We start from the raw sequence: 17,682 nt of genomic DNA, 5'->3' as shown, positions 1-17,682 counted from the left end.
TGGTTTTTCCGCGACTGCCATTTCTTGGCCCTTTGGATCACTGGATCGACGCTTTCTGGCGTTCAAACATTGCTAGGGGTCAGACCTTTATTTTTGGTAAGTTTCCGTTAGCCACCCGCACCAATCTGCGTCGCGTCAAGCAGTGCGCGCAAAGTCTGCCGGGTTTCCGCACTTTGGCCTGTCAGGGTTTCGGCATAGCCAAGGCTGGGCGCCTCGGGAACGGGATTGTCCTGACTGGTCAATCGGGCCGCCTGCGCCAAGGGGGTTTCGCCTTCCTCGGCGACCCTGTCCCAATCACCCGATAGCCAGGCTGCGTTCAGGGCCTCTTCGGTTTCGCCCATTTCTTCATAAAGCGTGCGTGCATAGTCGTGGTCACCCATCTGACGGCGCGCTTCGGCCCGCAGGGCGGCAATGTTTTCGCCGCGCAAGCCGACCAGGACGATTTCAGCCTCCTCCGGGCGCGACAAGGCCAGCAAGGCTTGGGCCCGAGCCAGTCGGAAATCACGTGCCCCCGGTATGTCCGGCGTCTCGTCAAGGCGGGTCAGCGCCTCGTCGGGCATTCCCAGCGCAAGAAGGCGCTGAATGATCGCCAGATCCAGTCCGGGATCGCCCAGATCGCCCGACTCCAGCATGCCACCCATCGCGTATTTCAGGAATTCAAGGTCATCGGATTGTTCGGCGATCGCCTTGAACACCTCGATGGTCGTATCGCGAAGCATGTCTGCCGGAATGCCTTCGGCGTCTTGCAGCCCCTGAAAACTGCGGGCAAATTCCTTGTTCAGGAGGCGCGATCTGATGTGTGCCTGCCATAGGCCGGGACCCTGTTCGCTGTTTTTCAGTTCTGCAGCAAAGGCTTCGGTCAGCTCTGCAACTTCGGCCGAGACGGGAATATCCTTTGCCCGCGCGATATCGACCGCCGTCGTGATCGCTTCGGGGGCGTCGGCTTCGGGCAAGGCCTCGATGGATTTCAAGGTCGCATCGGCCTTGGCGACATTGCCTTCACGCAGTTCAAGCTGCGCGGCGCTCAGTGCCAAGCTGGCCGTCGGCCCGCCGTGAAGCCGCTCCAGCCGCCGCAACACGTCGCGCGCGATGTCGGATTTGCCCGCTTTCGACAGCCGTTCCGCCAAAAGCGGACCCAAATGATCGCGCAAGTGAGCAGGCAAGGCCTCCAACCCGCGAAGGATCGCCTCTGAGCTATAGCGGGTGTCCTCGGGGCGAACACCGCCGCTCATCGCGGCCCAAAACGCGGCGTAGGTATCGCAGTTCGCCTGGCTGGCGAACCACCCGGTCGGGTCGTTTTCGGCATCGACGATATAGCTGATCGCCAGCAACATCGGGTCCGGCCCTTCGGGGTCAGTCCCCAGGACGGCGCGCGCCTCGGCGCCAAAACCAAAGTGCAGCAAGGCACGGGAATAATTGAGCAAAGCCTGTTTGTTGACCTTGTCGAACTCGCCGAACAAGGCGCTTCTGTCGCGGGCAAGGACCTCGAGAACGCTGTCAGCCTGCGCCCAATCGCCGATCCGCAACTTCTTGTCCGAGGCGCATTGAACGCCGCCAATCGAAATGACGCCTTTCCTTGACGAATCCGGGTCGAGCTCTGCCAACTGCGCGGCAAGATCGTTCAACGGGCCCTGGCCAGCGCTCGTATCCGCCGGGGGCGTATCTGAATGCAGTGTGACATGTGCGGGATCCGGGACAGCCCGCAGCGCAGGTTCCAAAAGCCCCTGGGTCGCCGCCCTTGCCAGATCCGCCGCGATCGAATCGCCCACGGCATAGGGGTTGGTGGTTGCGGGTGCGGCATTTGCCGTCCTGCCCTGGGGTTCGAGCGGGCGCAAAACGGACACGCTGGGCATCAAGGGGTCGGGCCGCTTGTTCGGGCCAATCCCTGGTACACCGTCGATCCTGACGGTCGAAAGATCTTGGGCAAGCGTGGTGTCCTGTGCGGATGGCGTTGCCGAAGGCGCGGGTTCGGCCGCCTGGGCAAGCGCATCGACATCAGCCCCGTCGCGAAAATCGAACACGACCATCCTGCCGCGCAACGTAAAGCTTTCGGCAGTGCAATTGCAGTTCAACCGGATGTCTATCGCAGATCGCCCGGCAACTGGATCCAGCGCCGCAATCCGCGCATTCCCGATCTTCTGGAAGGCGCGAGTTGTATCAAATTTTAATCCTTCGCGCTGCAAAACAAACCGTTTGCCGTTGGCTCCCTCGATCTCTTCCAGCGTCCACTGGATTCCGGCCGGTACATCAAAGACCAGGCGCGTGAAATCATCGTGCTCGCCTCCGCGCACGATGATTTGTTGGGCATAGGCCGACATGGGCCAGAAAAGCGCGAAGAAAAAGAGCGGGATAAGCCTCATGCTGCCTCCTGCTTGACCGATTTCAAGGCTTCTTCCAGCTCGATGAAGCTGGGCCGGAAATGCGAGGGAGCATTCTGACGACCCACCTCGATACAGATGTTGGTGGCGTGGTTGTGCAGGTTTGCGACCAGAACCTCGCGGATCAGTTGGTAGAAATGCATGTCCTCTTCGACCACGGCCTTGACCTTGGACGCGAAGGGCGCGGCCAGACCGTAGGCCAAGAACACCCCAAGAAATGTACCGACCAGGGCGCCACCGATCAGCTTGCCAAGAACTTCGGGCGGCTGGTCGATCGAGGCCATGGTCTTGATGACGCCCAGAACGGCGGCCACGATCCCAAGCGCGGGCAGGGCGTCGGCCATCGACTGAAGCGCGTGACTTGAATGCAGCGCATGATGCGCCATGCCTTCGATACGCTTGTCCAGGACCTCTTCGACCTGATGCGGATCGTCATAGTTCATCGAAACCGACCGCATGGTATCGCAGATCAGTTCCAGCGCGTATTTGTCTGCCAGGATCTTGGGGTATTTCTGGAAAATCGTGGATTCGGCGGGCGTTTCGATGTGCTCTTCGATGGCCACCGGGCTGCTGCGCGCCAGGCGGATCAACTCGAACAGCAGGCAAAGCAGATCCCGGTAGTCATCCGGTTTCCACTTGGCCCCTTTGAAGACCTTGCCGACATCCTTCAAGGTGTGCTTGACCGCGCCCCCGTCATTGCTGATCAGAAAGGCGCCGGCGGCGGCCCCCCCGATCATCATGAATTCGAAAGGCAGCGCTTTCAAAATGATCCCAAGTTTTCCGCCCGCCAGAAGGTATCCACCAAAAACCATGATGAACATAACGGCGATACCGATGATTCCCAGCATTCCCGGACTCCCAATCCTAAACTCTCGTCAACGATGACAGTCAGCCGTTAAGAACCTCTCACCGGCTGACGAGAAAATCGCTACATCACGACGAACTCTGCGTGCAGGGCACCTGCCGCCTTGATGCTTTTGAGGATGTCGATCATGTCGCGCGGACTGACGCCCAGGGCGTTCAATCCCGCTATCACCTCGGACAAGGAGGTGCCCGCAGGCACTTCGGCAAGACCGATACCCGGCTCTTCGATGATTCCGGCGGCGCTGCGCGGTACGACCACTGTCTGACCTTCGGCAAAGGGGTTGGGCTGCACGGCAAGCGGCGCTTCTTCGATGCGCAGGGTCAGGTTGCCCTGCGAAACCGCCACGCGTGAAATCCGGACATCCGACCCCATCACAATCGTGCCCGAGCGTTGATCGACGACCACCCGCGCGCGACGTTCCGGCTCGACCGCCAGGTTTTCGATCGCGACGACGGCGCGCGCCGGCGACCCGGCGCCGGTTCTTTGCAGATCGACGGTGATGGTCCCGGCGTCCAGCATTGTTGCGGCGCGGCGTCCGATTGCCCTGTTGATGACCTCCTCGATCCTGGCGGCGGTCGTGAAATCCGGTTCGCGCAGGGCCAGCCGCAGATTGGACAGTTGCGTGAAATCAAAGGAAACTTCCCGTTCGACCCGTGCGCCTGACGGGATCACCCCGGCGGTTGGCACCCCTTGTACCACCCGGGCGGCATCGCCTTCGGCCTCGACCCCGCCAGCGATCACCGTTCCCTGAGCGACCGCATAAATGTCACCGTCCGCCGCATTCAAGGGCGTCATGATCAAGGTTCCGCCCAGCAGGCTTTTGGCATCGCCAATCGCCGAAACCGTGACGTCGATCTGGTTGCCTACCCGCGAAAACGCCGGCAACCGCCCCGTGACGATCACCGCCGCCACGTTGCGTGGGCGAAACTGTTCGCCGGTGACGTTCACGCCCAACCGTTCGAGGATGTTGGTCATGATCTCCTCGGTAAAGGGCGAATTCCGCAGCCCGTCCCCTGTGCCGTTCAGGCCAACCACCAGGCCATAGCCGACCAGATCGTTGGACCGCACGCCATCGACTTCGACCAGGTCCTTGATCCGCACCGACTGGGCCTGCGCCATGCCGAACCAAAGGAAAAACGCGCAAAATGCGGCTATAATTTTCCCCATCAGAGATACTCCGCCAGCGAAAGCCGCTGCGAGCGTGCCGTGATGGTGTAAAGGCTTTCCAGTTGGCTACGGATGGTTTCATAGCGGGCGGCGGTTTCATATTGATCGGTGCCCACCAGATCCAGCTTGGCCAGGCTGGTTGCGGTGCGTTCAGCCGAGTTTCGTGTCTGGGTTTCCTCGATCCGCGCCTCGAGCGATCCAAGCCCCGCACGCAGTTCGACAAGAGGTTTCTGAGCGCCCAGCAGATCGCGACCGGCGGTCGCCAGCAGTTCGCTTTGCACGGTCGAGTCCAACCCAAGCGTCCCATCGGCGGCAAGCGCCGCCATGGCCAGCGGCTTGAGCAATTCGCGGAACACCGGATCGGTGGCGCGAATATCGACGCTGGCGGTTTCATTCTCGCTTAGCCGCATGGGGGCCAGACCAGTGGCAGACCCCTGGTAAATCGTTGTTTCAAACGTGCCGCCAGCATCAAAGAACACATCCAGCGCCGCTTCGATCCCGGCAAGGTCGGTCTGCCCGGCCACGGCGGTGCGCAGTTCGATCATCATCTCGTCGAGCCCGGCAACAGCGGCGCGATCCGTCGCGGTTCCCGAAAACAGGAACCGCCCGGCCACCGATCTGTTCATGCCATTCAGAACCTGGCCCATCGCGCTTTTGGCATCCTCGGACATCGTGGAAAGCAGTTCACCCGAGGTCGTCAGATCGGCCGCGATCAGCGTACCTGACAGGGTCTGCGTACGGGTTTGCATCTCGTCCAGCGTGGTCTGCATGGTCGAGGTCAGATAGGCCGCCTCGGTGGTATTGACGCGGTAGGCATCCAGTTTGGACAGGGACCGGTCGATCGCCATCAGGCCGGTCAGATCGCCGCCCAGGTGTTTCCCCGTGTCCTTGGTCAGGCCGGTCGAAACCTCGACGGCCAGCTTGTCCATTTCCTCGCGCAAGCGCACCTGGTTGGTGCGGAGCACCAACGAGCGTGCCAAATTTCCTACAGAATCCATTCTGGTTCTCCTCAGATGCTCATCAGGCGTTCAAGCAGCTGGTCAACTGTCGACATCACCTTGGCGTTGGCCGTGTAAAGCTGTTCAATCTGCATCAGCATTTGCAGCTCGAAGTCGGTATCGACCCCTTTCGAAAGCTCGATTTCCTTGAGCCCCGTGTTTTGCGAAATCGCGAAGGTCTGTTCGTTTTCGGCGCGCACACGAGTTCCGACGACGTCAGACCCAAAGTTGGCCACCTGGTTGATAAAGCTGCTGGGCACCGCGTCCAAAGCGGCCGATCCCGGCAGGGCCTGCGCCTCGAGCGCGGCGGAAATCGCAACAAGAAGCGAGGCATCGCCAACTTCACCCTGCGTGGCGGCACCAAGGCCATCGCGCAGCTTCCAGGATTGACCGCTGCCCGGTGCGACAAGGGCATTGATTTCGATGCGGCCTGCGATCCCGTTTTCGTTCAAGGGATCAAAGGCAATGCCGGCATCAGTGAACAACCCGGGATCCAAAGCGCCAAGGGTCGAGTCCGGCCCGCCGGGGCCCAGACGGTCGATCAGATCGCGGGCGATCCCGTCCAGCTGTGCCTGACGTTCGACGGTCGCGACGTCGCGCAGTTCGAACTGCGCGCCCAGACGCCCGCCGGCAAACATCCCCGACTCGGTCGAGTTGACCGGCAGCCCGGCCAGGGTCAGCCCGTTCAACTGACCGCCAGACAGGCTCATCCCCGCGCCAATTGACGGGGTCTGCTCAAAGCCGACCTCGACCGGGCGTCCATCCAGCAGCACGGCGCCGCCTTGGGTAAACAGGGCGATTTCACCGCGCTCTCGGGCAACCACGCGCAGCGGCACGATCTCGGAAATCCCGTCGATCAGCCTTTGCCGTTCGTCCAGCAGGGTCGAAACATCGCCGCCCGTACTGTTCGCCTTGACCACGTCGTCGTTGATTTCGTCCAGGCGGACCACCGCTTCGTTCAGCGACGTCACGTGGCGGGCGATGGTGGCATCCGCCCCTTGCCGCGCAAGCTGCACCTCGTCGGACAGTTTGTTCAGTGACTTTGCCAGATCATTCGCCGTGGTGGCGATGTTTTCCAGCCTCTGGGTCGCGGCAGGGTTCGATGCCGCGTTGATCAGAGCGTTTTCAAGCGAGGTCACCCGATCCGTCAACGAACCAGAGGTGCCGCTTTCGCCGACAAGATCCTCCATCCGGCGGGCAAAGGTGTACATGTCGCCGGCCGCACCCATGTTGGCATCGGACAGGCGGCGGTCTGCCGTCAGGACCGGATCGGAGTGGCGGATCACGCCCTTGATCGTGACGCCCCCGTGGGTTCCGGCGACGCCGGCAGACAGCGCCAATTCCCGGCGCCCATAGCTTTCGGTTGTCGCGTTCGAGATGTTCGTCGACACCAAAGCCGCAGCGCGGGAATTGGCCTTGAGGCCGCTGAACGCATTGTAAAGTGCACCCGTTAGTGACATATCGCAGCCCCCTTAAAAGCTGACGGAACCCCGTCAGCGCTTGATGTTCGTGGTTTCCTGAAGCATCTCGTCGACGGTCTGGATGACCTTCGCGTTCGATGAATAGGCGCGCTGGGTCTGGATCATGTCGGTCAGCTCGCTTGCCACGTCGGTGGTGCTTTCCTCGCGGGCGTAGGACACGATATCGCCCGTCGGTCCGTCACCGGCATCCCAAAGGAAGAAGCTGCCGCTTTCGGGCGATGGCATGTAAAGCTGGTTGTCCAGCGCCACCATTCCGTTCGGGTTCGGCACGTCGACCATCGGTACCTGATAGATCGTCTGAGTGATCCCGGTATCGAAGAAGGCATAGACAAAGCCGTTTTCGTCAATCTCGACCGAGGTCATGTTGCCCGCGGGCGACCCGTCTTTGGCGATGTTCAGCGGCGCAAAGGAATCCGAACGCTGGGTCAGGCCGCCGTTCGATCCGGGTGTGCCGATGGTGATTTCGATCGGGCCACCCGCGACGTTCACGATGAACGACCCCGTCGTCGCGTTGTAGGCGCCGCCCGAAACGTCGGTCACGGTGCCCAGCGTCCCGCCGTCGGCCTGGGTGTCGTTGAAGGTGACCGTGTATTCGCCGATCGGGTTGGTCGCGCTGGCCGAATCGGCGATCACGACCGTCCATTCGTTCGACGCCCCGGTGGCCGGAACCGTCGGCGTGAAGGTCACCGTCAGGTTTTCCGACCGCCCGAAGTTGTCGAAGTATTCGACCGGAAGGGTCAGGTCGTCCCCCGATGCGCCCGAATAGGTTTCGGTCGCAGGCAGGTTTACCCCCAGCGTCACCGCGGTCGTCGGCTCGCTCAGGTATTGGTTCAGGGCAATCTGTACCGGTTCCAGCGAAGCCGAGGTATCACGCGCATTGGTCGGGATCGACCCATCCGCATTGGCCGGCCAGCCAAGCAGCATAAGGCCCGACTCGGTCCGCAGATAGCCATCGGCATCCACCCGGAACGATCCGGTCGTCGTCAGGAACATCTGCGGATCGCCATTGCCGGCCAGAACCTCGGTCGCCTGGGCGACGGGAAGGAACCCGCGTCCGCGCACCGCAAGATCCGTGGCATTGGTCGTCGCCACAAGGGCGCCGGATTCGTCGATCAGGCGCTGCGTCGTCGTTCGCACGCCGCCCGCCGTGTAAGTACCGCCCGTGGACCCGATCACCATGGACTGGAAATCGGTTTCCACACGCTTGTAGCCATTGGTGGCCGAGTTCGCGATGTTATCAGAGATGGTCCCAAGCCGCGTCGCATTCGCCGCGAGGCCCGCCACACCGGCATTGAGGGAAGAAGAGATCGTCATGACACGCCTTTCTGCTGTCTCGGTACTATTCCGAGGACAACAGATAAGGACGTTGGTTTAACGCGACGCTAACAGCTAAAATTCAATCCAATCTTCCACTATTCTTTTCCCTTTCTCAGAAAGACCACCTCGATCCGGTTGTTGCGTGCATCCATCCGGTTTTCCTGGCGCGGTTCGCGGTCGGCATGGGACGTCACCCGTTGCACGCGGGCCTGTGGCAACGCGCCGTCAAACAGCAGTTCCCGAAAGGCCGCGGCCCGCATTGCGGATACATCCCACGACGGATTGCGCGCAAGAACAACAGGATAGGCCGCCGTGTGACCTTCGATTGCCAGGGGGTTGGTCACGATCTGCGCCGCCCGGCCCAGAACGATCGCCAAGTCCCGCATCAACTGCGTCGGCTCGGCCTCGCCCGTGAACAGGGGTGCCTCTTCGGTTTCAAAGAATTCGACGATCAGGCCTTCGTCGGTGACCTCGGTATAGATGTGCTTCATCAGCTCATCGGCCACCATGCTTTCACCGCCACGCCCCATCAACATGTCTTCGGCTTGCTCGAAAACCTCGTTCTGGGCGTCCTGATCTGCATCGTCCCCCTGGGAAAAGCTGCCCTTTTCCCGGTTGTCCGCCGTCGGGCGCAGACTGGTCGAGCCTGTCCCCATGCGTGGAAGCACGTTTTCCGCAAAGACGGATTCGCCCCCCAGAGGGCCATTCCCACCGCCCGAAACCCGGGCCATGGCCACCGTCGGACTGAAATAGTCCGCGATCCCCTTGCGTTGTTTTTCGGTTGTCGCGTTCAACAGCCACATCAACAGGAAGAAAGCCATCATGGCGGTCACGAAGTCGGCATACGCCACCTTCCATGCACCCCCGTGGTGGCCATCGCCACCCACGACTTTCTTGCGTTTGATAATGACTGGCGCAACATTGCTGTCGCCACCCATCTCACCACCTTTTTTCTCACCGAGGACCGGTATACTCTGGCGGGGTTTACCAGCGACTTAACGATTAAAAATGTTCCGTTAATGCGTGACAGGCCCGTTTTGCCCAAGGCAACGGCGTGCCGATTTTCCCACAAACTGCCGGGACGTCAGCGCCATCAATGGACAGATGCGCCGAAAATGACTAGCACGGACGTATCAAAAGGACCTTTTGAAAGGGGCAGGGCATGCCGGACATTTTCTCTGCTGTGACGCGGCACAGGGCTCGACTGAACGGGCTTGGGCTCGTGATGGCGTCGGGCCTGGCGGGGTCGGCCGCCATGGCGCAGGATGCCCCCTTTGTTCCCAGCCACAACCTTTTCGGTGTGCCTGGCCTTGTCGACATGCCCACCGGCGAAGTCGATCCGGATGCGACCATCGCCGCGACCATGGCGCAGATCGGGGACACCCGCCGCACGACGATCTCGTTCCAGATCACGCCGCGGCTGTCCGGTACATTCCGCTATTCCGGCATCGGCAGCTTTCGCCACCCCGACAGTGTCAACGGTGTCTTCTACGACCGCAGCTTTGACCTGCGCTATCAGCTGCTCAAGGAAGGCGACATCATGCCTTCGGTCGTGGTCGGCTTTCAGGATCTGATCGGCACCGGGCTGTATGGCGGCGAATACCTTGTTGCGACCAAGTCCGTGGCGCCGGGGCTGAAGCTGACCGGTGGTCTGGGCTGGGGCCGGCTGGGCAGCTACAATTCCTTCGGCACGACCGGGACGCGGCCGAACGTGGTGCTGGGGCGCGGCGGCGTGCCGACCTATGACCGCTGGTTCCGCGGTCCTGTCGCCGGATTTGGCGGCCTGAGCTATGCGCCCAACGCCAACTGGAACTTCTCGCTCGAATATTCCTCGGACAACTACAACATCGAAACCGCCCGCGGGAACATGTCCAAGGACAGCCCCTGGAACTTCGGCATCGACTACCGGTTCCGCAGTGGGTCGCAATTGTCGCTGTACCACTTCAATGGCAACGAGGTCGGCGCCCAGTTCACCCTGGTGATGAACCCCAAGACCTTCGGTGTGGGCGGCGGGATCGAGCAGGCCTCGTTTCCGGTCAAGGTGCGCCCCGCAGGGTCCGCCAGCGATCTTGGCTGGATCGGCAACACCGCCGTCATCGACTCGGCCAACCAGGAACTGCGCGCACTGGCCGCCAAGGACGGCCTGCATGTCGAAGGCCTGACGCTGGAAGCGAACCGCGCCACCGTCCGCCTGGTCAACCCGCGCTATGGCGCGCCGTCGCAGGCCATTGGCCGCACCGCCCGCGCCATGAGCCGCACCCTGCCCGCCTCGGTCGAGGAATTCGTCATCGTCCCGGTCGAAAGCGGCATGGCCATGTCCGCCGTGGTGATGCGGCGGTCCGATCTGGAACGCCTGGAACACGAAGGCGCCGAGCAGATGCTGGCCCGCACTTCGATCGTCGATGCCTATGGCCGCCTACCCGAGCTGGACCCCGGGCTGTACCCCAAGTTCAGCTGGGCATTCGGCCCCTACGCCGCGATTTCGCTTTTTGATCCCGACAACCCCCTTGGGCTTGAGGTCGGGCTGCGCGCCAATGCCGACTGGCAGGTCGCGCCGAACATCATCCTGTCCGGGGCCGTCACCAAGGAACTGGGCAACAACAGCGGCGACAAGATCCGCGTCGACAAATCCAACCTGCCGCGCGTGCGTACCGACCGGGCGCAATACGCCACGCAGGGCGATCCCGCGATCAAATACCTTCAGGTTGCCATGTACGGACGGCCCGGCCGCAACCTCTATAGCCGCCTGACTCTGGGCTATCTGGAATCGATGTATGCCGGGGCCTCGGGCGAAGTCCTGTGGAAACCGGTGAACAGCCGCTTCGCGCTGGGCGCCGAGCTGAACTACGTGATGCGCCGCGACTATGACCAGTTGTTCGGCCTGCAAAGTATGACCACCACCGACCCGGTAACCGGGATCAAGCGCGACATTCCCAATCTGAACGGCCATCTGTCGGCCTACTACAGCTTTGGCAACGGCTTCCACGGCCAGCTGGACGTGGGCCGCTATCTGGCGGGCGACTATGGCGCGACCATCGCGCTGGACCGCGAATTCGCCAATGGCTGGCGGATCGGTGCCTATGCGACCAAGACCAACGCCTCGTTCGAGGACTTTGGCGAAGGGTCGTTCGACAAGGGCCTGCGGTTCACGATCCCCATCGCATCCTTCATCGGAACCCCGACGCGCAAGAACGATTCGTTCACCCTGCAATCCCTGACCCGCGATGGCGGCGCAAGGCTGTCGGTGCGCGGTCGCCTGTACGACCAGGTGCGCGACTATCACGAACCCGATGTGGTCAACTCCTGGGGAAGGTTCTGGCGATGAAAATGACCAATCCGTTTCGGCTGGGCCTTGCCCTTGCGCTGGGTCTGACCCTGTCCGCCTGTGGCACCGAAAAGAACCCGGTCGTCGAGGCGGTCAAGGCGCTGCCCTCGACCTTCCTGAAAAAATCCGATGGCGAAGCCACCGGCGGCGTGACCGAAGACCAGATGACCAGCCTGCTGGCCGCAACCCCGGCGCCGGTAGAATTCTTTCACTTCGAATCCCGCAAGGCGCAGTTCATGATGCTCGAGATCGAGCGCAACGGCCCCTATCAAAGCTATGGCAGCCCGGACCGTCGCGGCATCGTCCTGCGCAGCGGGATGATCACCGCCACACGCGGCTTTGGCGGCGATCTGATGAGCGTCGAGGAAGACGCGCTGCTGCGGCTGGTGCAATCGCGTCAGGCTGGCTCGGCCTCTTATCAGCAGCGTTTCCTGACGCCCGAAGACGTGACCGAGACCAGGACCTATACCTGCGACGTGACCCCCGGCGCCCGCCAGCCCGTCACCGCGGGCGAAATCAACGGCAGCGGCATCATCATGACCGCGCTGTGCCGGGGCGAAGGGGTGAAATTCACCAACACCTATATCGTCGACAACGCCGGTTCGATCATCACGGGGCGGCAGTGGATCGGCTTTCCGATCGGCTATGTCGGCAACCAGGCGCTGCGCCGCTGATCGGCCGCAACGCTTGCTGATCCGGGAAAGGCCCGCCTAGTGCGGGTCGACCCCACGAAACACCGTCGCGAACATCACCCGGAAATCGGTGCAGATGTTGCGCCGGGGTTCGTACAGCCTGTCGATCTGGGCCTTGCGCGGGATGCAGCGGCGGCAATAGACCTGCTCGGTTTCCTGCGCGGTCCTGCATTGCGCCAAAAGTCGTTCTTCGTGCTTGTGGAACACGACGCTGGCAAGCCCGGTGATCCCCGGCCGTGATTTCAACACTTCGCGATAGATTGACGGGTACATCTCGACATAGCGGCGCAGCGGCGGGCGCGGCCCGACCAGACTGACATCGCCGCGCAGCAGGTTGAACAGCTGCGGCAGCTCGTCCAGACGTTTACGCCGCAGCATGGCCCCGGTCTTGGTGATGCGGTCCGACTTGTCCCCACCCGACACGCCCCGGTCACCGGCATCGGGGCGCATGGTGCGGAATTTCCAAAGCAAGAAGCCCTTGTCCGCGGTTTTCATCCGCTCGGCCTTGTAAAGGATCGGGCGCCCCTCCTTGACCAGCAGCAGAACCGTGACCCACAGGATCAGCGGCATCAGCACGGTGCCCAGGACAAAGGCGCTGAGAATGTCGATCAGGCGGCGAAAGGGGGTCATGGCCAGACCCCGGTGGCGCGGGCGGCATTGACCAGATAGGCGGCCTTGGCGCTGTCTTGCGGGAATTCATGGATCGATTGCAGGCGGCTGCAGTCCAGTTGCACCACCGGCAAGGCCGAGTCCGGCGCGGGCACCCAGTCGATTTCGGCGCCGGCGGCCAGCGCGATCTGGTCCATTCCCGTTGCCATCGGCGCGCAGACATTCACCGGCCCGGTCAGATCACTGCCCACCAACGCCAGGATCGCGGCGGCCAGATCCTGCGGCGCGATATAGCTGCGCCTTGGCGCGGTGCCGTCCGGAAACCTGTCCAGCCGAATGCGCGCCCCCCGCCCAAGGTTCGCAAACAGGCTGTCCGCCCCGGCGACATTGCCGATCCGCATCAGCACGCTGTCCGGTCCTCCGGGGTTGTCGGCCTGCCAACGGGCAATCTTGGCCTCCATCGCCACCTTGGCCGCGCCATAGCCGCTGGGCGGGATCAAGCTGGCCTCTTCGTGCAAGGGCACGGGCCCGGGCTGATAGACCGCCGCGCTTGAGGCATGCAGCACCTTTTTGGCGCCCAGAGCGCGGCCCAGCTCCATCGCGGCAAGGCCCAGCGCGGCGTTCTGGTCCAGATCGGCCCCGGGCCCCGGCTTGACGCCCCAAAGCGCAACAATCGCGTCAACCTGTGGCAAATTGGCGGCATCCTGGCCGGGGGCCCAGCACAAGGCGTCGGCATCATTCGGCGCCTGCCTGAAAACAGGCTTTATATCAAAATCTTGGCCGGCGGATTCGTGCCAGACCGCCCGCACCATCCGACCCAGCAACCCGCTGGCGCCCAACAAAATAACGCTGAAAGCGGGGGTCCTGGGGGCCACGGTTTTTCTCATTCTTCTTCCAATCCGGCGTCAGACTATCTATCAACGTCGCAACCGGTTAGAAACTAAAAAACCGGACGGTGATGTCGGGGGACGACGTGAAGGCAAGACACAAGTTTTTGACGCTGATCGCTGCGCTGCTGGCCCTGTCAGCCTGCAGCCTGCCGCGCGGCGCCGCGCTTCAATCCGAAGTGCTGGCGGAACAGAATTCCGAAACCCCGACCTTCCAGGTGGTCCAGGTCACCCGCGCCAACATCCCCGGATTGGCGCAATGGCCCGCTTCGGGCTGGCATGGTCATTTCCACTGGCCCAACGCCTCGAACGGCGCGTCCTCTTCGGTGATCCGCACCGGGGACCGGGTCGATGTCACCATCTGGGACAGCCAGGAAAATTCGCTGATCACCAACCCCGGCCAGCGCTTTACCGAAATCAAAGGGGTCGAGGTCGACGACAACGGCTCGATCTTCCTGCCTTATGTCAACAAGGTCGGAATTCGCGGTCTGACGGCCTCGGGCGCTCGGTCCAAGATCCAAAGCCGCCTGGAACCGATCGTACCGTCCGCGCAGGTGCAGGTCAGCCTGCAACAGGGGCGCGACAGTTCGGTTGACGTGGTCGGCGGCGTGTCCAAGCCCGGCGCCTATCCCATGACCTCGCGCAATTACAAGATCCTCAACGTCTTGTCGGATGCAGGCGGCATTCCCAGTGGCCTGCGCAACCCGCAGGTGCGGCTGATCCGCGGCTCTGACACCTATGAAATCTCGGCGGACGAACTGTTTGCCGATGGCTCAAAGAACGCCTTGTTGTACCCGCGCGACACCGTCGTGGTCGAGGCGGATGAACGCGCCTTTACCGCCCTTGGTGCATCGGGTCAGGAAAACCTGATCTATTTCCCCAAGGACGATATCAGCGCGATCGAGGCCCTGTCCCTGATGGGCGGCCTGTCTGACACCCGCGCCGATCCAAAGGGCGTTCTGGTGCTGCGGGAATACAAGGCCGAACACCTGTCGCCGGGCGGAAACGGTCCGACCCATCAGCAAGTGGTCTTTGCCCTTGATCTGACCAGCGCCGACGGCCTGTTTGCCGCACGCAAGTTCATGATCAACCCCGATGACACCGTTCTGGCCACGGAATCCCCGGTCAATGCGGTCCAGACTGTCTTTGGGCTGGTGGGGTCGGTCTTTGGACTGACGGCACGGGCGACCGCGCTGGCCAACTGATCCGGCTTGCCGACCCATGAAAAAAGGCGCGCCCAGCGGCGCGCCTTTGTCGTTTCAGCCTGTGGCCGATGGCTTATTCAGCAGCCGGGCCAACCGATGCCAGATAGGCATAGATGTCTTCGCCACCATCCTTCAGACGGAAGGACATTTTCGACCGTGCAGCCGAGCCAAGGTAGTCGGACAGGAATTTCTTGGGGTCCTGGACATAGGCGGCAAATTGCGCTTCGTCCCAGACAAGGCCAGCTTCGCCAGCGGCCACCAGATCGGCGCCATAATTGAAGCCTTCGTAGGTGCCCGCGGTGCGGCCGACGATGCCGTACAGGTTCGGGCCGGTCTTGCCGCCCTTGACGATATCGGTGCCTTCGGCGTCCTGGATCATGTGGCAGGACTTGCACTTGCCAAAGGCCTTTTCGCCCGCTTCGGCATCGCCCGACGCGCCGTGGCTTTCGGCAAAGGCGCCGGTGGCCATGGTCATGGCGGCGATGGCGGTGATGATCTTGAATTTCATTCGTAGTCTCCCGTTACAGGTATCTGGTTCAGTACCTAATGCAATGCCCACAGAGTCAACAAGCGCTTCGGTTTCGTTACCGGGGGTGTTAGCGTTATATGGCTCAATATGCCGCGCTTGACCTGCCAGCCGTGATGCGACAGGACACCGCAATGCCAGAAAACACCGAAACCACACCGGACATGCATACGATGATCCCCGCCTGGATCAACGGCACCTTGGTGCCGGTCGACAAGCTTCGGGCGCATCTGGACGGGCTGCGCCACAAGGCCGTGTCGGTCTTTGTCGTTCGGGACGGGCAAACCCTGATCCAGCGCCGCGCACTGGGCAAGTACCACACCCCCGGGCTGTGGGCGAACACCTGCTGCACGCATCCGCATTGGGACGAAGCCCCGGAAACCTGTGCCCGGCGGCGCCTGCAACAGGAACTGGGGATCACCGGGACAAACCCGGTTTTCCGTCAGCAGGTCGAATACCGCGCCGATGTCGGCGGCGGCATGATCGAACACGAGGTCGTCGACATCTTTCTGGCCGAGGCGCCCGCCGACATGCCGCTTGCGCCCAACCCGGACGAGGTGATGCAGACCCGCTGGATCGACCTGGACGCCCTGCGCGCCGAGGTTGCCGCAGACCCGCAGGCCTTTACCCCCTGGCTGCGCATCTACCTTCAGGACCACGCAGCCAGCATCTTTGGCAGGGGCTAACCCTCTTCCAACCTGACGCGCAACTCGCGCAGGACCGGCAAGGCCGCGCGCACGCGATCATCGCCCAGCTCTCCGACCATTTCCGTGATCAGCGGCGTGATTGCCGCCAGCGCCGCATCCCGCGCCGCCTTGCCCGCAGGCGAGATCGACACCAGCTTGCGGCGGGCATCGTCCCAGTCAGGGCGGATGTGGACATGCCCCGCCATTTCCAGTTTCCCCAGCGTGTTTGTCATCGCCCCGCGCGTCAGGTGAAAGGCCCGGGCCAGTTGCGCCGGGGTCCGTTCGCCGCCCCGGGCCAGGTGATTGAGCACCGAAAAATGCGAAATCTCCATGCGGTTTGGCAAAATCTTGGACAACCGCGAACGCAGCAATTGATCGGCTGTCAAAAGCTCGCTTACCAGGGAAATCGCCAGGTTGCTTGCGTCGCTCATTCCGGACCCTCGAAAACGCGGTCATGAGTCAGCGAGGGCACCTTGCGCCGCGCCTCCTGCACCTGGTTCAGATCCAGGTCAGCGACGAAAACCCCCGGGCTTGTCCCGGCATCCAGCAGCACCTCGCCCCAGGGCGACACGATCATGCTGTGACCATGGGTCGATCGCGCGCGGCCGCTGCGCGCGGCATGGGTACCGGTCTGCGCGGGTGCAAGGACGAAACACCCGGTTTCGATCGCCCGAGCCTGCAACAAGGGCTGCCAATGGGCCGGGCCGGTACCGGGCGAAAAGGCGGCAGGCACCGTCAGGATGTCCGCACCGGCCTTCGCAAGGGCGCGATACAGATAGGCAAAGCGGATGTCATAACACACGCTCAGCCCCAGCATCGCCCAGGGGGTCTGCGCCAGCACAGCCCGCGCGCCGGGCGCATAACCGCTGGATTCGCGATAGGTCTCGGTTTCGGTGACCTGCACGTCGAACATGTGCATCTTGTCATAGCGCGCCGCGATATGCCCCTGATCGTCGATCACGAAAGACCGGTTCACGAACCGCGTTTCGGGCGGTTCGGCCCTTTGCGCCAGCGATCCGATCAGCACCCACAACCCCAGGGCGCGTGCCTCGGCCTGCACGCCGGCAAGGAAAGGATCTTCGCCCTCGGATCGCAGCACATCAGCCTGATGCGCGCGGTCCATTGACACGCAGTTGACCACCTCGGGCATCAGCGCCATCTGCGCCCCCTGCCCGGACGCGTCGCGCAGCATGCCCTGCACCATGGCAAGGTTGGCCGACGGATCGTCCGACGAACAGGTTTGCAGCAGCGCGACCCGCATCAGCTGGCCAGCAGCGCGTCCAGCTTGCCCGCCCGCTCCAAGTCGTAAAGATCGTCGCAGCCGCCCACATGGGTGTCACCGATGAAGATCTGCGGAACGGTGTGGCGACCATGCGCGCGGTCCATCATCTCGGACCGGCGGCCGGGTTCCTTCAGAACGTCGACTTCGGAAAAGGCGACGCCTTTCTGGGTCAGCAGCCGTTTGGCCGCATGGCAAAAACCGCAAAGCGGCGAGGTGTAGATTTCGACAGGTTTCATGGCGCGGTTCCGGATTGTTGTTTCCGAA

At 62.4% G+C, this 17,682-nt stretch carries 18 protein-coding genes; 5 read left to right on the top strand and 13 right to left on the bottom strand.

Translation table 11 applies throughout. The annotated features are described in order from the left end of the window. Positions 1-107: 107 nt before the first annotated feature. The 7 genes from QF118_RS03545 to QF118_RS03515 form a co-directional block, all read right to left on the bottom strand. Positions 108-2,360, bottom strand: a complete 2,253-nt coding sequence (locus QF118_RS03545; protein ID WP_282301272.1) for a hypothetical protein — start codon at positions 2,358-2,360, stop codon at positions 108-110. After that, on the bottom strand, positions 2,357-3,226 hold the full coding sequence (motA, locus tag QF118_RS03540; RefSeq protein ID WP_282301271.1) for a flagellar motor stator protein MotA: 870 nt from the start codon (positions 3,224-3,226) through the stop codon (positions 2,357-2,359). The genes QF118_RS03545 and motA overlap by 4 nt, the downstream gene beginning before the upstream one ends. Before the next feature lie 80 nt (positions 3,227-3,306). Then, positions 3,307-4,362, bottom strand: a complete 1,056-nt coding sequence (locus QF118_RS03535; protein WP_282301270.1) for a flagellar basal body P-ring protein FlgI — start codon at positions 4,360-4,362, stop codon at positions 3,307-3,309. Between the two features lie 47 nt (positions 4,363-4,409). Then, a complete protein-coding gene (locus tag QF118_RS03530; RefSeq protein ID WP_282301269.1) occupies positions 4,410-5,408 on the bottom strand; it encodes a flagellin in 999 nt (332 codons plus the stop codon). An 11-nt stretch (positions 5,409-5,419) separates the two neighbouring features. After that, the gene (flgK, locus tag QF118_RS03525; RefSeq protein ID WP_282301268.1) at positions 5,420-6,868 is read right to left on the bottom strand and encodes a flagellar hook-associated protein FlgK; all 1,449 of its coding nucleotides are present in this window, start codon (positions 6,866-6,868) and stop codon (positions 5,420-5,422) included. A gap of 33 nt (positions 6,869-6,901) precedes the next feature. Beyond that, complete coding sequence (locus QF118_RS03520) at positions 6,902-8,203, bottom strand: flagellar hook protein FlgE (protein WP_282301267.1); 1,302 nt, start codon at positions 8,201-8,203, stop codon at positions 6,902-6,904. Between the two features lie 98 nt (positions 8,204-8,301). Continuing rightward, on the bottom strand, positions 8,302-9,144 hold the full coding sequence (locus QF118_RS03515; RefSeq protein ID WP_282301266.1) for a flagellar motor protein MotB: 843 nt from the start codon (positions 9,142-9,144) through the stop codon (positions 8,302-8,304). Here QF118_RS03515 and QF118_RS03510 point away from each other — a divergent pair. From QF118_RS03510 to QF118_RS03500, 3 genes are read left to right on the top strand one after another with little or no spacing between them, the layout of a single operon-like run. Further along, complete coding sequence (locus QF118_RS03510; protein ID WP_282302520.1) at positions 9,076-9,393, top strand: hypothetical protein; 318 nt, start codon at positions 9,076-9,078, stop codon at positions 9,391-9,393. The two genes, QF118_RS03515 and QF118_RS03510, sit on opposite strands and share 69 nt — an antisense overlap. Next, positions 9,369-11,531 (top strand): YjbH domain-containing protein, encoded by a 2,163-nt coding sequence (locus QF118_RS03505; RefSeq protein ID WP_282301265.1) that lies wholly within the window; start codon positions 9,369-9,371, stop codon positions 11,529-11,531. The genes QF118_RS03510 and QF118_RS03505 overlap by 25 nt, the downstream gene beginning before the upstream one ends. A gap of 2 nt (positions 11,532-11,533) precedes the next feature. Next, positions 11,534-12,205, top strand: coding sequence for a YjbF family lipoprotein (locus tag QF118_RS03500; RefSeq protein ID WP_282301264.1), 672 nt, complete (start codon positions 11,534-11,536; stop codon positions 12,203-12,205). A 36-nt stretch (positions 12,206-12,241) separates the two neighbouring features. Here the strand turns inward: QF118_RS03500 and QF118_RS03495 are convergent, their stop codons facing one another. Both QF118_RS03495 and QF118_RS03490 read right to left on the bottom strand, forming a co-directional pair. Then, complete coding sequence (locus QF118_RS03495; RefSeq protein ID WP_282301263.1) at positions 12,242-12,853, bottom strand: sugar transferase; 612 nt, start codon at positions 12,851-12,853, stop codon at positions 12,242-12,244. Then, positions 12,850-13,524 (bottom strand): NAD-dependent epimerase/dehydratase family protein, encoded by a 675-nt coding sequence (locus QF118_RS03490; RefSeq protein ID WP_282301262.1) that lies wholly within the window; start codon positions 13,522-13,524, stop codon positions 12,850-12,852. The genes QF118_RS03495 and QF118_RS03490 overlap by 4 nt, the downstream gene beginning before the upstream one ends. Positions 13,525-13,826: 302 nt before the next feature. Here QF118_RS03490 and QF118_RS03485 point away from each other — a divergent pair, with 302 nt between their 5' ends. Further along, entirely contained in the window at positions 13,827-14,924 is a 1,098-nt protein-coding gene (locus tag QF118_RS03485; protein ID WP_282301261.1) for a polysaccharide biosynthesis/export family protein, read from the top strand. A gap of 73 nt (positions 14,925-14,997) precedes the next feature. Here QF118_RS03485 and QF118_RS03480 read toward each other — a convergent pair whose 3' ends face one another. Further along, positions 14,998-15,432 (bottom strand): c-type cytochrome, encoded by a 435-nt coding sequence (locus QF118_RS03480; RefSeq protein WP_282301260.1) that lies wholly within the window; start codon positions 15,430-15,432, stop codon positions 14,998-15,000. Between the two features lie 182 nt (positions 15,433-15,614). Here QF118_RS03480 and idi point away from each other — a divergent pair, with 182 nt between their 5' ends. Further along, positions 15,615-16,136 (top strand): isopentenyl-diphosphate Delta-isomerase, encoded by a 522-nt coding sequence (gene idi / locus QF118_RS03475; RefSeq protein WP_282302394.1) that lies wholly within the window; start codon positions 15,615-15,617, stop codon positions 16,134-16,136. Here idi and QF118_RS03470 read toward each other — a convergent pair. The 3 genes from QF118_RS03470 to grxC are packed head-to-tail and all read right to left on the bottom strand — an operon-like array spanning position 16,133 to position 17,654. Continuing rightward, positions 16,133-16,567: a MarR family winged helix-turn-helix transcriptional regulator gene (locus QF118_RS03470; protein ID WP_282301259.1), complete on the bottom strand. Its 435-nt coding sequence runs from the start codon at positions 16,565-16,567 to the stop codon at positions 16,133-16,135. The genes idi and QF118_RS03470 overlap by 4 nt on opposite strands. Next, positions 16,564-17,397: a carbon-nitrogen hydrolase family protein gene (locus QF118_RS03465; protein ID WP_282301258.1), complete on the bottom strand. Its 834-nt coding sequence runs from the start codon at positions 17,395-17,397 to the stop codon at positions 16,564-16,566. Before QF118_RS03465 ends, QF118_RS03470 begins: the two co-directional genes overlap by 4 nt. Next, entirely contained in the window at positions 17,397-17,654 is a 258-nt protein-coding gene (gene grxC, locus QF118_RS03460; protein WP_282301257.1) for a glutaredoxin 3, read from the bottom strand. Before grxC ends, QF118_RS03465 begins: the two co-directional genes overlap by 1 nt. Between the last annotated feature and the right edge of the window lie 28 nt (positions 17,655-17,682).

Source organism: Tropicibacter oceani (genome assembly GCF_029958925.1).
Taxonomy (GTDB): Bacteria; Pseudomonadota; Alphaproteobacteria; order Rhodobacterales; family Rhodobacteraceae; genus Pacificoceanicola; species Pacificoceanicola oceani.
This window is presented reverse-complemented; position numbering and strand designations above follow the sequence as displayed.

Excerpts from the sequence above, each read along its gene's own strand:
- QF118_RS03545 (WP_282301272.1), bottom strand. The coding sequence starts at position 2,360 with ATGAGGCTTATCCCGCTCTTTTTCTTCGCGCTTTTCTGGCCCATGTCG.
- motA (WP_282301271.1), bottom strand. The coding sequence starts at position 3,226 with ATGCTGGGAATCATCGGTATCGCCGTTATGTTCATCATGGTTTTTGGT.
- QF118_RS03535 (WP_282301270.1), bottom strand. The coding sequence starts at position 4,362 with ATGGCGCAGGCCCAGTCGGTGCGGATCAAGGACCTGGTCGAAGTCGAT.
- QF118_RS03530 (WP_282301269.1), bottom strand. The coding sequence starts at position 5,408 with ATGGATTCTGTAGGAAATTTGGCACGCTCGTTGGTGCTCCGCACCAAC.
- flgK (WP_282301268.1), bottom strand. The coding sequence starts at position 6,868 with ATGTCACTAACGGGTGCACTTTACAATGCGTTCAGCGGCCTCAAGGCC.
- QF118_RS03520 (WP_282301267.1), bottom strand. The coding sequence starts at position 8,203 with ATGACGATCTCTTCTTCCCTCAATGCCGGTGTGGCGGGCCTCGCGGCG.
- QF118_RS03515 (WP_282301266.1), bottom strand. The coding sequence starts at position 9,144 with ATGGGTGGCGACAGCAATGTTGCGCCAGTCATTATCAAACGCAAGAAA.
- QF118_RS03505 (WP_282301265.1), top strand. The coding sequence starts at position 9,369 with ATGCCGGACATTTTCTCTGCTGTGACGCGGCACAGGGCTCGACTGAAC.
- QF118_RS03500 (WP_282301264.1), top strand. The coding sequence starts at position 11,534 with ATGACCAATCCGTTTCGGCTGGGCCTTGCCCTTGCGCTGGGTCTGACC.
- QF118_RS03495 (WP_282301263.1), bottom strand. The coding sequence starts at position 12,853 with ATGACCCCCTTTCGCCGCCTGATCGACATTCTCAGCGCCTTTGTCCTG.
- QF118_RS03480 (WP_282301260.1), bottom strand. The coding sequence starts at position 15,432 with ATGAAATTCAAGATCATCACCGCCATCGCCGCCATGACCATGGCCACC.
- idi (WP_282302394.1), top strand. The coding sequence starts at position 15,615 with ATGCATACGATGATCCCCGCCTGGATCAACGGCACCTTGGTGCCGGTC.
- QF118_RS03470 (WP_282301259.1), bottom strand. The coding sequence starts at position 16,567 with ATGAGCGACGCAAGCAACCTGGCGATTTCCCTGGTAAGCGAGCTTTTG.
- QF118_RS03465 (WP_282301258.1), bottom strand. The coding sequence starts at position 17,397 with ATGCGGGTCGCGCTGCTGCAAACCTGTTCGTCGGACGATCCGTCGGCC.
- grxC (WP_282301257.1), bottom strand. The coding sequence starts at position 17,654 with ATGAAACCTGTCGAAATCTACACCTCGCCGCTTTGCGGTTTTTGCCAT.